Source organism: Vibrio sp. MarTm2 (genome assembly GCF_027587055.1).
GTDB classification, from domain to species: Bacteria; Pseudomonadota; Gammaproteobacteria; order Enterobacterales; family Vibrionaceae; genus Vibrio; species Vibrio sinaloensis_D.
This window is the reverse complement of the sequence record NZ_JAPPTK010000003.1, coordinates 182,144-195,332: the sequence shown is the minus strand read 5'-3', so window position 1 is coordinate 195,332 and position 13,189 is coordinate 182,144. Positions and strand designations below refer to the sequence as shown.

Here is a 13,189-nt window from a genome sequence, read left to right as displayed (position 1 = left end):
GTGGTCAATTGCTCACACCAAGGGTAAGCAATGCTTCTTCATTATGGCTCCGGTGGTGTCAACCTAGGTTTACTTTGTTGTGAATGATTATCATTTTTGTGAATAATTCTGTTATCATCGCTGCAATAGTGGCAGATGTATCAATAGTTGAGTGGTGTCTGAGGAAAAAGTGTCAATGGTATCTGACAAGACAAAATCGGCGACTTTCAATCGGATCAGCAAGGTGTTGGGGTTTATTCATCGTCATCTTGATACGCCACTTTCACTTGACGAGATCGCCGCACAAAGCTGCTGGTCAAGATGGCAATTGCAGCGCGTGTTTCAAGCTGAAACGGGTTTAACGGTAGCTAACTACGTTAGGCAGTTAAAGCTAAGTTTGGCGGCAGAACTGCTTCTTGATACCGATCAGCGAGTGATTGATATTGCATTAGCGGCTGGGTTCAACTCTGAGATCGCGTTCAGTCGAGCCTTCAAGCAATTTTTCGCGTGTAGTCCGCGCGTTTATCGTAGGGCGGGGCAACGCACTGGGCTCAAAAAGCCAATTGAAATTTCTGAGGTGCAAATCAACGGTGAGCGTGCGCAGTCGTTTGTTGAGGTTCGCGTAGAAACCAAGCCAGCCTTCATTCTTAAAGGCATGCGTGGTGAGATAACAGGGCTGTTTTCTCTTGCTCCGAATTTTGCTGATGTTGTACCAAAGCTTTGGCAGCGCCTCGATGCTGAAGCTAACAGCACGTCACTCTCTTTTGGTCACTGCCTCGGTGTGGTTGATGTGACCAAAGCGGCGTTCGATGGCAGTAACCTCTTCTATTGGGCGGGTATTGAATTGCGCTCAGATATCGCCATGCCTGCATTGCCTAGTGTGGTCTCTGAGCAGCTAGCAATCCTCAATGTACCAAAACAAACCTACGCTGCCGTTAAGCACAAAGGGCCCATTGATCGCCTGCCTCAAACGCTTGAATGGTTCATTTTGCATTGGCTTCCGACGTCTGGATATCGTGGTGTTGATGGCTATGAACTGGAGGTGTATCCAGACGACTATCAAGCGGACGCTGCGCACGCCGAAATGGAGTATTGGGTGCCTATCGTCCGGGTCTAACAGACCAAATAGCCAGCTTCTTTTTCCCATGTTGCACCAAATTGTTAACTTTCTTTTTTGTTGAACAATAAAATGCAAATGATATTTATTCTCAAGAAAAAGAAACGCATGGGTATTAAGGACATCATGGACAACTCGACGACATTTCCGCGCTCAACCTTAGCGCTTGCATTGCTTGCGACCTTCTCGCTTCCCACTATCGCATCCGATCACCACAGCTCCGAATCGACTCAATTGGAAGAGGTGACGGTGCTGGGCAAGGCCTATCGCAATACAGCAACCAAAACCGCACTCGAGCCAGAGGAAACGCCGCAAGGTATTACGGTGATTGAGGGTGAGTTGTTGGAGCAACGCGCCGTTCAATCGGTATCGCAAGCGCTTCGTTATGCGCCGGGTGTCGTGACAGAGCAGAAAGGCGCTGCGGTCACCATGTATGACAACTTCTCTATTCGAGGTTTCGATACCAACAACGTTAACTATTACGATGGTTTGGTGCTGCCTTTCCTCGTAGGTTGGAACTTGCAGCCACAGATTGATCCTATTGCGATTCAACAAATCGAAGTGTTCAAGGGGCCAACGTCTGTCCTGTATGGCTCAATGCCTCCGGGCGGGATGGTGAACATTATCGCCAAGAGCCCTCAACAAAAACAGCAGACATCGGTGGGCTTAGCGACGGGCTCAAGAAACCTAATGGAAGTCTCTATCGATACAACGGGACAAATCGCTCAGAGTGACTTTTCGTATCGTTTGATTGCTTTGGCACGTAAACAAGATAGCCAAGTGGATGGCGCACAAGAGGAGCGATATGTCATAGCGCCCTCTTTAGATTGGCAGGCGAGCGATCGTACGCTTATCAACGTTAACCTCTATTATCAGAAAGATCCTGCAATGGGGATCAACTCATCGGCACCACTTGAAGTGATCAAGAACCAATCGCCATCGACGTCGCTGGGGGATGAAGACTGGAGTAAGTTTGAACGTGATGTGTTGATGATCGGTTACAAAATCAACCACGAGTTCAATGATACGTGGTCGCTACTGCAAAATGCGCGTTATATGGATGCGTCGCTGTACCAAGAAAATACCTATCACAGAGGAACCAGCTTCAATCCCGTGACAGGTAGCCTGGCGAGAAACATCTACACGACCGATGAAAGCTCGAAAAGCTTTGTGATTGATAACCAAGTCTCCGGCCAAATGACCGCGGGCGATTGGCAGCACAACTTGCTGCTTGGCGCGGACTACCAAAATCTCACAGGGGATTCGCTATATAAAGAGTATACGGCGAATGCTGAGTTCTATGGCTTTAATGCTTACAACCCCGACAATAGCCTACTTGATCGCAGCAAAATCAACGAAGTTTATCGAGAGTCTCACGACATTAACTACAAACAACTGGGTTTTTATCTCCAAGACCAAGTCAGAACAGGGCGCTTAGTGCTATTGGCGGGTGGTCGCTATGATTTGTTTACCTCAAGTGATGACAAAGTCAGTACCAGTCCGACTTATGACGGTAAAGATAGCTCTGATCACAAGCAGTTCTCCTACCGTGTTGGCGCTTTGTATGAACTCGACAATGGCATTTCCCCATTCTTGAGTTACGCAACCAGTTTTGAACCGGCGGCAGGCACGGATGTCAACGGTCAGTCGTTTAAACCTCAAATTGGTGAGCAGGTCGAAATCGGCATGAAGTATATGTCTGCGGATATGTCCCAATCACTGACCGCTTCATACTTCCATATCACCAAGAATGATACGATTGTCGCGGACCCCTCTGACCCTAGCTATCGCGCGAAAATTCAAGTGGGTGAAGTGACCTCGCAAGGTGTTGAGCTAGAAGGCCAGATGTTCCTGACAGACAACTGGGATGTTCAAGCTTCTTATGCTTACATTGATATGGAAATCAAGAAAGCGTACGACCCGAACTTAGAAGGCACGACGCCTATCTATGTGCCAAAACACAGTGCGATGGCTTGGACCAATTACTACGTCTACAGCGGCGCATTTGAGGGAGCACGCATTGGCGCTGGCGCCCGCTATGTGGGAGAAATGGAGATGGACGCGTCCAATACACAAGGCAAGGTGCCTGCTTACACTGTGGTGGACATGTCTCTAGGCTACGAGCTAGGTGGTGTCAGTGAAATGCTGTCAGGCGCGCAAGCGAACCTTGTCGTCAACAACCTTTTTGACCAAGAGTATTACTCGTGTTACGACAAAACCAACTGCTGGTTTGGTGCCGAGCAGTCAATCGAGCTCAACGTCAACTACGAGTTCTAACATCTAATACCTCAAAGCAATGGGCAGCTCATCAAGGGCTGCCCATCTGATCGAAGCCGCTATTTTAAGTTTGGCTCATGGAGAAAGTGGCACAGATACGTTAAATTATAATGAATCGCCAAACACTAAGCGCTCCATGAAAAAGTACCAAGAACTTGTTCAAGATATAATCAGTAAGATTTGCCAAAATATTATTGATGTAAAATTACCCTCAGAAAGAGAATTAGCTGAAAAGTACGATATTTCCCGTTTCTCAGTGAGAAAGGCCATGTCTAAACTTGAAGCAATTGGTATGGTTAAATATAAAGCAGGCTCGGGATATTATGTAAATACGTCGAGTGTCGATTCGCCATTAATATATAACTCAGTAACTGAGAATAAATTTGGTGAGATTTCTTATAAGAAAATAAAATTGAATAAGAGATTACCGACCACACATGAAATGCAAGTATTCTCGATTGAAGAAGATGACTATATTTGGAATGTAAAACGCTTAAGGTTAATTCAAGGCAAAGTAACCCAGATAGAAGAGGCGAGATTACCGGTTAAATTATTCCCAGTGGTGAATGATACTATTATCGAAAGCTCTCTTCAGAAGCATGCACTTTCATTAGGGTTGGAAATCGATAGCTACCTCACCACTTACCAAGCGATCAGTGTTTCCAAGGATGACGCCGACTTGTTGGGATGTAAGCGTTCGAGTTCAGCAATGAACATCACCAATCGTGGCTTTCTCACTTCTGGTGAAGTGTTTGTCGTCAGTGACATTATTGATATCAACTACCAGTGTACCTACCACACCAAGTTTAATCCTGAGAGTTTAAATTACCGAGATCAAAACGACCGCGATTAGCGGTCGTTTTTCTATTTAGATTGAGTGGGCCGAGCGTTATGGCGTATGAATAGTGCCATCAGGCAGTCGGCTCTGAGTCCACTCATGTGGGCGGTAAGTAACAGGGAAATCTTGTGCAGCCTCTTGGTTCATTTCAACCCCGATTCCCGGCAGCTCTGACGCATATAAATAACCATTGATAGGCTCGGCAGCATTAGGGAATACCGCTTGGGTATTAGCATTATATTTAACGTGCTCTTGAATCGCAGCGTTATGTAAATGCACGTTTAAGTGAGTATTCACTGCTGCGCCAATCGGCGTCATATCTGGCGGGCAGTGCCACGCAATGCGAACGCCAAAGCTCTGGCATAGGTGCCCAAGTTTCAACGCCGGAGTAATACCGCCTATCTGAGAGACGTGGCATCGAATGAAGTCGATACGGCGATTAATGATCAGCTGTTTCCACTCTTCAGGGTTGTTAAATAGCTCCCCTAATGCTAGCGATATACTGGTTTGACTGCGAAGATTATCCAACCACTCAGTTTGGTTTGGCGGCAAAATATCTTCAATAAAATATGGCGTGTATTGTTCTACTCGTTTGGCAAATTGAATCGCTTGATTTGGGAACAGGCGTTCGTGGACATCGTGAAGAATGTGGAATTGATTGCCATACTTTTCACGCAAGCATTTGAACATCTCAACCGTGTTTTCCATATATTGGTCTTGGTCGTAGTAAGACCCTTCGTTTGGGTTATTTGCCGTGTGGATATTCTCTGGTACACCACCATAAAAACCTAACTGACAGCGAATATGTTTGTAGCCTTGTGCTAGGTATTTTTCGACCTGCTCATACAGCCCTTCCATTGTATCGCTTGTTGCATGGGTATAGACCTGAATCGCATCACGAGCTTTACCACCAAATAATTGATGCAGCGGCATGTTGGCTAATTTCGCTTTAATATCCCACAACGCCATATCAACACCTGAAATAGCATTATTGATCACCGGTCCATTACGCCAATAAGCGTTAACCATCATCATTTGCCATAGGTCTTCAATATTATTGGCGTCTTTGCCAATTAATAACGGTTTGAGATATTCATCAACCATGGTTTTTACCGCCAATGGTCGTTGCTGGAACGTCGCACAACCAAATCCTTTCATCCCTGACTCCGTTTCTACAATAACGGTGATCAGGTTGTGTCGGTCAGGTTTGGTAATCACACACTCTATATTTGAAATGATATTTTTATTCACTTTAAAACTAGCTCGGTCAACAGGATTTATTTTATATAAGCGTGAAAAAATGCAGATTTCAAGCGGTAAATTATACTGAAAATTAACTGGTTCGTTCCTGTTTCGAATTAGGAGAAAAAAACGAACCAGTTGCTAAAAAACGGCCAAAATTAATTTTTTAGCTGTTTTAATGTGAGTTTTATCACTGTTTTGTCGATTGGATAAAAACGCTCAATCGCTAAGATTACCGCAGTAAATGAGCAGACAAGCACATAGGAATGTATGATGCAATTGACAGAAACTAACATGACTATTGGCGATAATGCGCCAGGGAAAGCAGACAGCTTTAGCATGAAATTACAAGAATTGGTTGCTGCCCTTGGCGGTAACGAAAACATCGCAAACATTACTCACTGTATGACTCGACTGCGTTTTAAGTTGGTCGATGAGTCAAAAGCGAATAAAGAAAAACTCGAAGCCATTCAAGGCGTGAAAGGTGTGGTTCTCGCACAAGGTCAAACTCAGGTGATCATCGGCGTTGAAGTCGAGAAATGGTACCTAGCGCTATCCAGTGCAAGTGCAGCGCCAGAAGACGCAGAGATTGAACAAGAGAAAGGTAAACTGTTCCAAAACGCAATGCGCGTCGTCGCGGGCATCTTTGGTCCAGTCGTTCCAGCCATTGCCGGTGCCGGTATGTTGATGGGCCTATTATCAGGGCTTATTGCAACCAACGTGATTTCAGAATCTTCCGATACCGTGTTCTTCTACCGCTCTATCTCTGTGGCTGTGTTCTTCTTTTTGCCTATGCTGGTTTCGTTCTCAGCAGCCAAAGTGTTCAAAGTGAATGAGTACATTGCACTGGCGGTGGCTGCGGCAATGATGTCTCCAAAGCTAGTAGAAAAAGCCGCCTTACTGTCTGATGCAGGCAGCAAAGCCGAGCTGAACGTGTTTGGAGTGGTGCCGGTTGAGCTAATGAACTACGGCGGTGCGATTGTACCAGCGATCCTTGCGGTCTGGGTGCTATCTAAGATCACTCCGATGGTGGATAAGCTGGTTCCAAGTTCTGCTAAACCTGTCTTTACGCCACTGTTAGCGTTTACTGTTACATCAACTGTTGTGCTTTCACTGGTTGCGCCTGCTGGCATGTGGGTGAGTAATGGTGCTGGCTGGGTGGTTAGCTCACTACTTGAAATCTCACCTACGTTGACAGGTTTTGTGTTCGGCTTAACTCGCCCAATTACGATTGTGTTTGGTATTCACCACAGTATGACGCCAATCAGCCTCAACAACTTTGCGCTTTACGGAAAAGACCTGCTAATGCCAATCATGTGTCTGGGTAACCTAGCAATTGCAGGTGCGACGATGGCGATTTGGTACAAGCAGCGTAACAGTGTGTCTAAAGAGCAGTCGTCTATGACAGTAGGTTCAGGCGTGACAGCGATTTTAGGTATTACTGAGCCAGCATTGTTCGGTACGCTGACTAAATACACCAAAGCATTGTTCATGGCGAGCTTAGCAACCGGGATTATGGGCGCTATCTCAGTCACTATCGATACGCACCTAACAAGCTACATTTTATCGTCAGTATTCAGTCTGCCAGCGTACTTAGCGAGCGGTACACAGAACTTTGTTCAAGCGGTAATGGGCGTGATTGGCGTGTTTACTCTGTCATTCGTCCTGACCATGATGTTTGTTCGCTTAGACAACAAATAATCCTTCAATAAAACATCAGGTCTGCTCAGCTTAGGTTGGCAGGCCTGACTTGCTTAAAGAAACAGTGCGATGAAGACAATTGCCATCATTGGGGAATGCATGATTGAACTGAACGGAAAACCGTTTGGGGAGATGCAGCAGACGTTCGGTGGAGACACCTTAAACGCCGCTATTTATCTATGCCGAAGTCAGCGAAAATCAGCCCCTGAGTTGTCGGTGAAGTATGTCACGGCCATGGGCAGAGAGCCTCTTAGCCAAGAAATGACGGCACGCTGGAAGAAAGAGGGTATTGATACCAGCTTGGTTCTGACCGATACCAAGCGCTCACCTGGGTTGTATTTGATTCAGCTTGACGAGCAAGGTGAAAGGACCTTTCTGTATTGGCGAAGCGAGTCTGCGGCTAAGTATCTTGTTCAGCACCCTGAATTTGCACAGGTGACATCTGCTTTGAAAAGCGCAGACATGGTGTTTGTCAGCGGCATCAGCTTAGCGATCTTACCTGAGCAAGACAGAGAACAGATGCTAGCGTTATTGGCAGAGTTAAGAGCGTCGGGCGTTGAAATCGCTTTCGATAGCAACTATCGACCGGCACTTTGGCCTGATGACAACCATCAAACCATCCAGTCTGCCTATCGCCTTATGTATCAAACTACTGACTTAGCGTTAGTGACATTTGATGATGAACAAGCCATTTGGGGAGATGAAACCCCTTGGCAAACATGCGAACGGCTTACTGCTCTTGGGGCAAAGACGGTCATCGTCAAACTTGGTGCTAACGGGTGTTTAGTCTCGGAATCGGGCGTTAATGAGCCCTATAATGTATCAACAACGGTAGTTGATCATGTGGTCGATACAACGTCTGCTGGCGATTCATTTAATGGCGGCTTTTTAGCTACTTACCTTGAAACCGGCGATATTAAACAAGCTTGCCATAATGGTAATGTGCTGGCTGGTGAAGTGATTCAGCATAAGGGCGCCATCATCTCAAAGGCGCATACAGACGCTGCAAAGAATAAATTCAAATAGGAACAAAACAATGCCTAACTTAAACGAGCAGCTACAAGCGCTGAAAGTTATCCCTGTTATTGCGATTGATAATGCACAAGACATTATTCCACTGGGTAAAGTGTTGGCGGAAAACGGCCTGCCAGCAGCAGAAATTACCTTTCGCTCAGAAGCGGCAGTAGAAGCGATTCGTCTGCTACGTGAAGCGCAACCTGACATGCTGATCGGCGCAGGTACGGTGCTAAATAAAGAGCAGGCGATCGCAGCGAAAGAAGCGGGCGCAACTTTTATTGTGTCACCGGGCTTTAACCCAAATACGGTTAAAGCGTGCCAAGAGATTGGTATTGATATCGTGCCGGGCGTAAACAACCCAAGCACCATTGAAGCGGCATTAGAAATGGGCCTAACCACGCTCAAGTTCTTCCCTGCGGAAGCCTCAGGTGGCGTAAACATGGTTAAGGCACTGCTGGCGCCATACACCGAAGTGAGCTTAATGCCAACGGGCGGAATCAATCCTGCCAACATCAAAGACTACTTAGCGGTACCACGAGTGCTGGCGTGCGGTGGCACATGGATGGTTGATAAGAAGCTGATTGAAGATGGCCAATGGGATGAGCTGGCTAAGCTCACTCGCGAAGCGGTTGCCCTCGTTTCTGAGTAATTAAGTTACCTCCACTGCTCCTTCAAGCGCCTCCATTCTGAATCAGATGGAGGCGTTTTTGTTTTAGAAATCCGTTCATTTGAGAGTCCAACTCGTAACCAATATTGACGGACCGCGAGTTGGCAAAATTGAAATCCCCAACTTTTGTGCCTTTACTTTATCCCATAACAACAAGCCCAATAATAATGGATAACGTGATGAGCAAACCTGTCGTAGTAGCAAACAAACCAATCAAAGTCGAACTCACTGCCGGAGAAGAAAATTACTTCTGTACTTGTGGCCGTTCTAGCAATCAACCTTACTGTGATGGCTCTCATGCGGGGACAGGTTTTAAACCCAAAGCCTTCATCGCAGAAGAAAGTGGCGATGCCTATCTATGTCGCTGTAAACACACTCAGAATCCACCATTTTGTGATGGTGCCCATAAACAGTTTACTGACACCGATGTTGGCAAAGAGGGGCCAGGGGTTCAAATCCAAACCATTGATGTTGCTCCGGCTGCGAATGCAACCAAAGAAGAACCAACGGTGGAGTTTATCCATCAGTTGGCCCGAGAAGGCTTATCTAAAATGGGCCATCACGGGCCGATGACGTCTATGGGCGTACCAAGGCATTTGCTGCCGCACTGGGATGATATTCAAGTGATGGTGGCGCAAATGGCGACCAAGCCACTGATGGAAGACGTGCCCGTTTCAACTGAACTGATTATTGGGCCACAAGCGAAAAAGCCTCTTAAACTCACTATCCCATTGTTTGTCTCTGACATGAGTTTTGGGGCGCTGTCTGAAGAAGCGAAAGTCTCTTTAGCCAAAGGAGCGGAACTGGCTGGAACGGGTATTTGTTCTGGCGAAGGGGGCATGTTGCCAGAAGAACAAGCGGCAAACTCACGCTATTTCTATGAGCTTGCCAGTGCTGGGTTTGGCTTTGATGAGTCCAAACTTAAAAACGTTCAGGCGTTCCATTTTAAAGGTGGTCAGGGCGCCAAAACCGGTACTGGTGGCCACCTGCCGGGTGCTAAAAATATTGGTAAGATTGCCGAGGTGCGAGGCATTAAAGCGGGCACATCGGCTATCTCTCCGCCGACATTTAAAGATTTACATTCCGTTGAAGATTTCAAGAATTTCGCCAATCGGGTACGAGAAGTCACAGGCGGCATTCCGATTGGTTTTAAGCTCAGTGCCAACCATATTGAAGAAGATATTCAGTTTGCGCTGGATGCCAGTGCCGATTACATCATTCTTGATGGTCGAGGCGGCGGTACGGGCGCTGCGCCAGAAATGTTTCGTGACCACATCAGCGTGCCGACCATTCCGGCACTCGCCAGAGCAAGAGCGTATTTGGATAAGGTAGGTGCAACCGGCCGAGTCACACTCATCATCACTGGCGGACTTCGAGTTCCAATGGATTTTGTCAAAGCGATGGCGTTGGGTGCTGATGGTGTGGCGATTTCCAATAGTGCGATGCAGTCGATTGGTTGCGTGGCGGCAAGAATGTGTAACACCAATAATTGTCCAGCAGGGATTGCGACGCAAAAAGCGGACTTAAGACAGCGACTTAACGTTGATAAAGCTTCGACGCAACTAAAGAACTTCTTTGAAGCGTCCACCGAGTTAATGACCGTGATGGCAAGAGCATGTGGCCACAACGATTTGAGTCTGTTTAACCCGCATGACCTTGCTACTTGGAACCGTGAAATGGCGCACTTGTCAGGGATTCGCTATGCAGGGTTGTCAGATGTAACTCAGCCTTAAAAGAATCAGAGTTGGGTTGGAGTTTTTATTGCTGAATTGGGCATCGGTAAGCTATTGAGCCAAAAAGGATATAGTGAAAACTCCGCCTATCTGGGGCTGGTGTTACTAATAAAACTGTAAATTGCCGACTAGAATTAACGGGTGCTTGGTACGTTTTTGGTGGAGGTAAGCATGAATTTTTTTGTCCAGTTTGATGAAGAAGGTATGTACCAGAATAACCCTTGGGATATACCGGTTCCTTACACAAAAGGTGAGGTACGTGCGCTGAACCCTCTGTTAGCCATGGATCTTATCGAAAGAAACCAAGCTCATCTCCACCACAACAATCAAGATCTTCAAGCTGAACAAGGCAGCATGAAGTAGCCGCTTTACCGATGTCGTAATTGGAAATACCTGTTGTCATAATGGCAACAGGTCAAATCTAGGTCGTTGACATATTATCTTCGCAAACGATAACAGTGTGCGAGGACAACATGTCACGGTTTCTTTTATGCAGCTTTGCCTTTGTGCTGCTCTACCCAACAGCGATAGATCTTTATTTGGTCGCGTTGCCTCAGATCGCCAAAGATTTAGCGGCCAGTGAATCGCAACTTCATATCGCATTTTCAATTTATCTAGCGGGCATGGCGACTACCATGGTGTTCGTTGGCCGAGTCGCTGATCGTTTGGGTCGAAAGCCCGTTGCCATTGCTGGTGCGGTTATCTTTTCTATTGCGTCGATGCTTGCTGGATCGGCCGAAACGAGTGACAGCTTCTTAGTGATGCGATTTTTCCAAGGAGTCGGGGCGTCATGTTGTTACGTAGTGGCCTTTGCCATTTTACGTGACACTTTAGATGACCAAAAGCGAGCTAAAGTGCTGTCGATGCTGAACGGCATTACCTGCATGATCCCTGTGTTGGCGCCGGTGATTGGTCATCTGATCATGCTTAAGTTCCCTTGGCCAGTGCTGTTCACTGCAATGGCCGCAATGGGACTGGCGGTAGGCTTTATTGCTACTTTTATTTTGAAAGAAACCTTACCGACTCAAAGCGTTGATCAGGACACTCATCAAGCGCATGCCCAAGAATCACTGTTCAATCGTTTCTTTATTTCACGAGTGTTGTTTACCTCACTGGGTGTCACCGCGATTCTTTCTTATGTGAACACGTCACCCATGATTGTGATGGAGACACTGAACTACACCCGTGGTGAATATTCTACTGCGATGGCTCTACTTGCCATGGTGGGTATGTCGACCTCGTTCTCGGCACCAATTTTATTGCGCTACTTTAAACAAAATACTCTGATGATGGCTTCGCAGATCATTACGCTAATGTCGGCTATCGCTATTCTCGCGGCTCACTTGAATGGCGATAGTTCGACTCTCTATATGGTTGGTTTTGTTCTGGTCAGTATGGGCTTTTCAATGGGGTTTGGTGTCGCAATGAGTCAGGCATTAAGTTTGTTCTCACGTAAAGCAGGGCTTGCAAGCTCAATGCTGGGGATTGCTCAAGTGTCATGCTCGGCGTTCTATATCTGGTTGATGGCACTACTCGGTTTTTCTGCGGTGATGATGCTGTTTATTGCGTTAGCGATGGGTAGCGTTATCGGGCTCTCTCTAATAGTATTAGTTCCAAATCAGCACATTAGTGAATGCCATGAAGAAATCTCTTGCCCGTCTTGATCTTAACTTGCTTCTCACTTTGCAGCTGATACTTCAAGAGCAGAGTGTCACCAAAGCGGCGAAGATCCTCAACGTTACGCCATCTACTGTGAGTAAGTCTCTAGCCAAGCTCAGAGATTGGTTTGATGATCCATTGTTTGTTAATACGCCTCAAGGTTTAAAGCCTACTACCTTGGCCAGCAGTATGGAGGAGAGCTTGTCCGATTGGCTGCAAATTGGTAGCCAAATTGTCTCTCGTCGTGGGGACGAAGCTCCCAGCGGTGTACGTTTTAACTTGGGCGTCGAATCGCCGTTGTCATTGATCATGGTGGATGAGCTGACTTCTCGAATTCACAGGACGTACCCGGACTCCAAAGTAAAGTTTCATAATTGGGATTACGATTCGATTGACGCTATTGTTCGCGGCGATGTCGACATTGGCTTTACAGGTCGAGAGAGTCATCCGAGGTCAAAAGAGTCGTTAGAACTTCTGCCCTATTTTATTAACTTCGACGTACTGTTTACCGATTTACCCTTGGTTTACGTACGCGATGATCACCCTGTGCTGAAGCAGGAATGGAACTTAGAGACATTTCTTAGCTATCCGCACATCAACGTGGTTTGGGAAAAAAGTGAAAGCTGGGCGTTGGATGAAATATTGATTGAACAAGGCCGGACACGCAACGTGAATTTGACGATGGCCAGTTTCGAACAAGCCTTGTTTGTTGCTGAAAAACCAGGGCATGAGATGTTCACGACGGCGCCGAGATACTGTCAACGTTATTGTGAGCAGTTGCATCCTCGCTTGGTAGCGTTGCCGATTCCGGTTGATGATGACCAACAAGAGAAACTCAAGATTCCCTTCACCATGATTTGGCACAAACGGAACAATCAGAATCCTAAGATAAAATGGCTAAGGGAAACGCTCAAAAGCTTATATGGTAAGCCTCAGTAGGCGCCTAATATTCGGGTTTA

The 13,189-nt window shown here is 46.5% G+C and carries 11 protein-coding genes; 10 read left to right on the top strand and 1 reads right to left on the bottom strand.

Annotation, left to right across the window (positions count from 1 at the left end):
* Positions 1–175: 175 nt before the first annotated feature.
* The 3 genes from OH458_RS08435 to OH458_RS08425 all read left to right on the top strand — a co-directional run bounded on the left by OH458_RS08435 (position 176) and on the right by OH458_RS08425 (position 4,226).
* Entirely contained in the window at positions 176–1,096 is a 921-nt protein-coding gene (locus OH458_RS08435; protein ID WP_269977979.1) for an AraC family transcriptional regulator, read from the top strand.
* Between the two features lie 126 nt (positions 1,097–1,222).
* Entirely contained in the window at positions 1,223–3,373 is a 2,151-nt protein-coding gene (locus OH458_RS08430; RefSeq protein WP_269978268.1) for a TonB-dependent siderophore receptor, read from the top strand.
* 136 nt (positions 3,374–3,509) lie between these two features.
* On the top strand, positions 3,510–4,226 hold the full coding sequence (locus tag OH458_RS08425) for a GntR family transcriptional regulator (RefSeq protein ID WP_269978267.1): 717 nt from the start codon (positions 3,510–3,512) through the stop codon (positions 4,224–4,226).
* Positions 4,227–4,262: 36 nt separating this feature from the next.
* Here OH458_RS08425 and OH458_RS08420 read toward each other — a convergent pair whose 3' ends face one another.
* Positions 4,263–5,462 (bottom strand): enolase C-terminal domain-like protein, encoded by a 1,200-nt coding sequence (locus OH458_RS08420; protein ID WP_269977978.1) that lies wholly within the window; start codon positions 5,460–5,462, stop codon positions 4,263–4,265.
* Between the two features lie 285 nt (positions 5,463–5,747).
* On the opposite strand from OH458_RS08420, the gene OH458_RS08415 reads away from it, so the two are divergent.
* The 7 genes from OH458_RS08415 (at position 5,748) to yidZ (ending at position 13,169) form a co-directional block, all read left to right on the top strand.
* Complete coding sequence (locus tag OH458_RS08415) at positions 5,748–7,154, top strand: PTS transporter subunit EIIC (protein ID WP_443088506.1); 1,407 nt, start codon at positions 5,748–5,750, stop codon at positions 7,152–7,154.
* Between the two features lie 69 nt (positions 7,155–7,223).
* Complete coding sequence (locus OH458_RS08410) at positions 7,224–8,180, top strand: sugar kinase (RefSeq protein WP_269977976.1); 957 nt, start codon at positions 7,224–7,226, stop codon at positions 8,178–8,180.
* 10 nt (positions 8,181–8,190) lie between these two features.
* Complete coding sequence (locus tag OH458_RS08405; protein WP_269977975.1) at positions 8,191–8,820, top strand: bifunctional 4-hydroxy-2-oxoglutarate aldolase/2-dehydro-3-deoxy-phosphogluconate aldolase; 630 nt, start codon at positions 8,191–8,193, stop codon at positions 8,818–8,820.
* 197 nt (positions 8,821–9,017) lie between these two features.
* A complete protein-coding gene (locus OH458_RS08400) occupies positions 9,018–10,571 on the top strand; it encodes a glutamate synthase-related protein (protein ID WP_269977974.1) in 1,554 nt (517 codons plus the stop codon).
* A 171-nt stretch (positions 10,572–10,742) separates the two neighbouring features.
* On the top strand, positions 10,743–10,934 hold the full coding sequence (locus OH458_RS08395; protein ID WP_269977973.1) for a hypothetical protein: 192 nt from the start codon (positions 10,743–10,745) through the stop codon (positions 10,932–10,934).
* A gap of 110 nt (positions 10,935–11,044) precedes the next feature.
* Positions 11,045–12,235 carry an MFS transporter gene (locus tag OH458_RS08390; protein ID WP_269977972.1) on the top strand — a complete coding sequence of 397 codons (1,191 nt, stop codon included), beginning with the start codon at positions 11,045–11,047 and terminating at the stop codon, positions 12,233–12,235.
* Positions 12,210–13,169: an HTH-type transcriptional regulator YidZ gene (yidZ, locus tag OH458_RS08385; RefSeq protein ID WP_269977971.1), complete on the top strand. Its 960-nt coding sequence runs from the start codon at positions 12,210–12,212 to the stop codon at positions 13,167–13,169. The genes OH458_RS08390 and yidZ overlap by 26 nt, the downstream gene beginning before the upstream one ends.
* Positions 13,170–13,189: the final 20 nt, after the last annotated feature.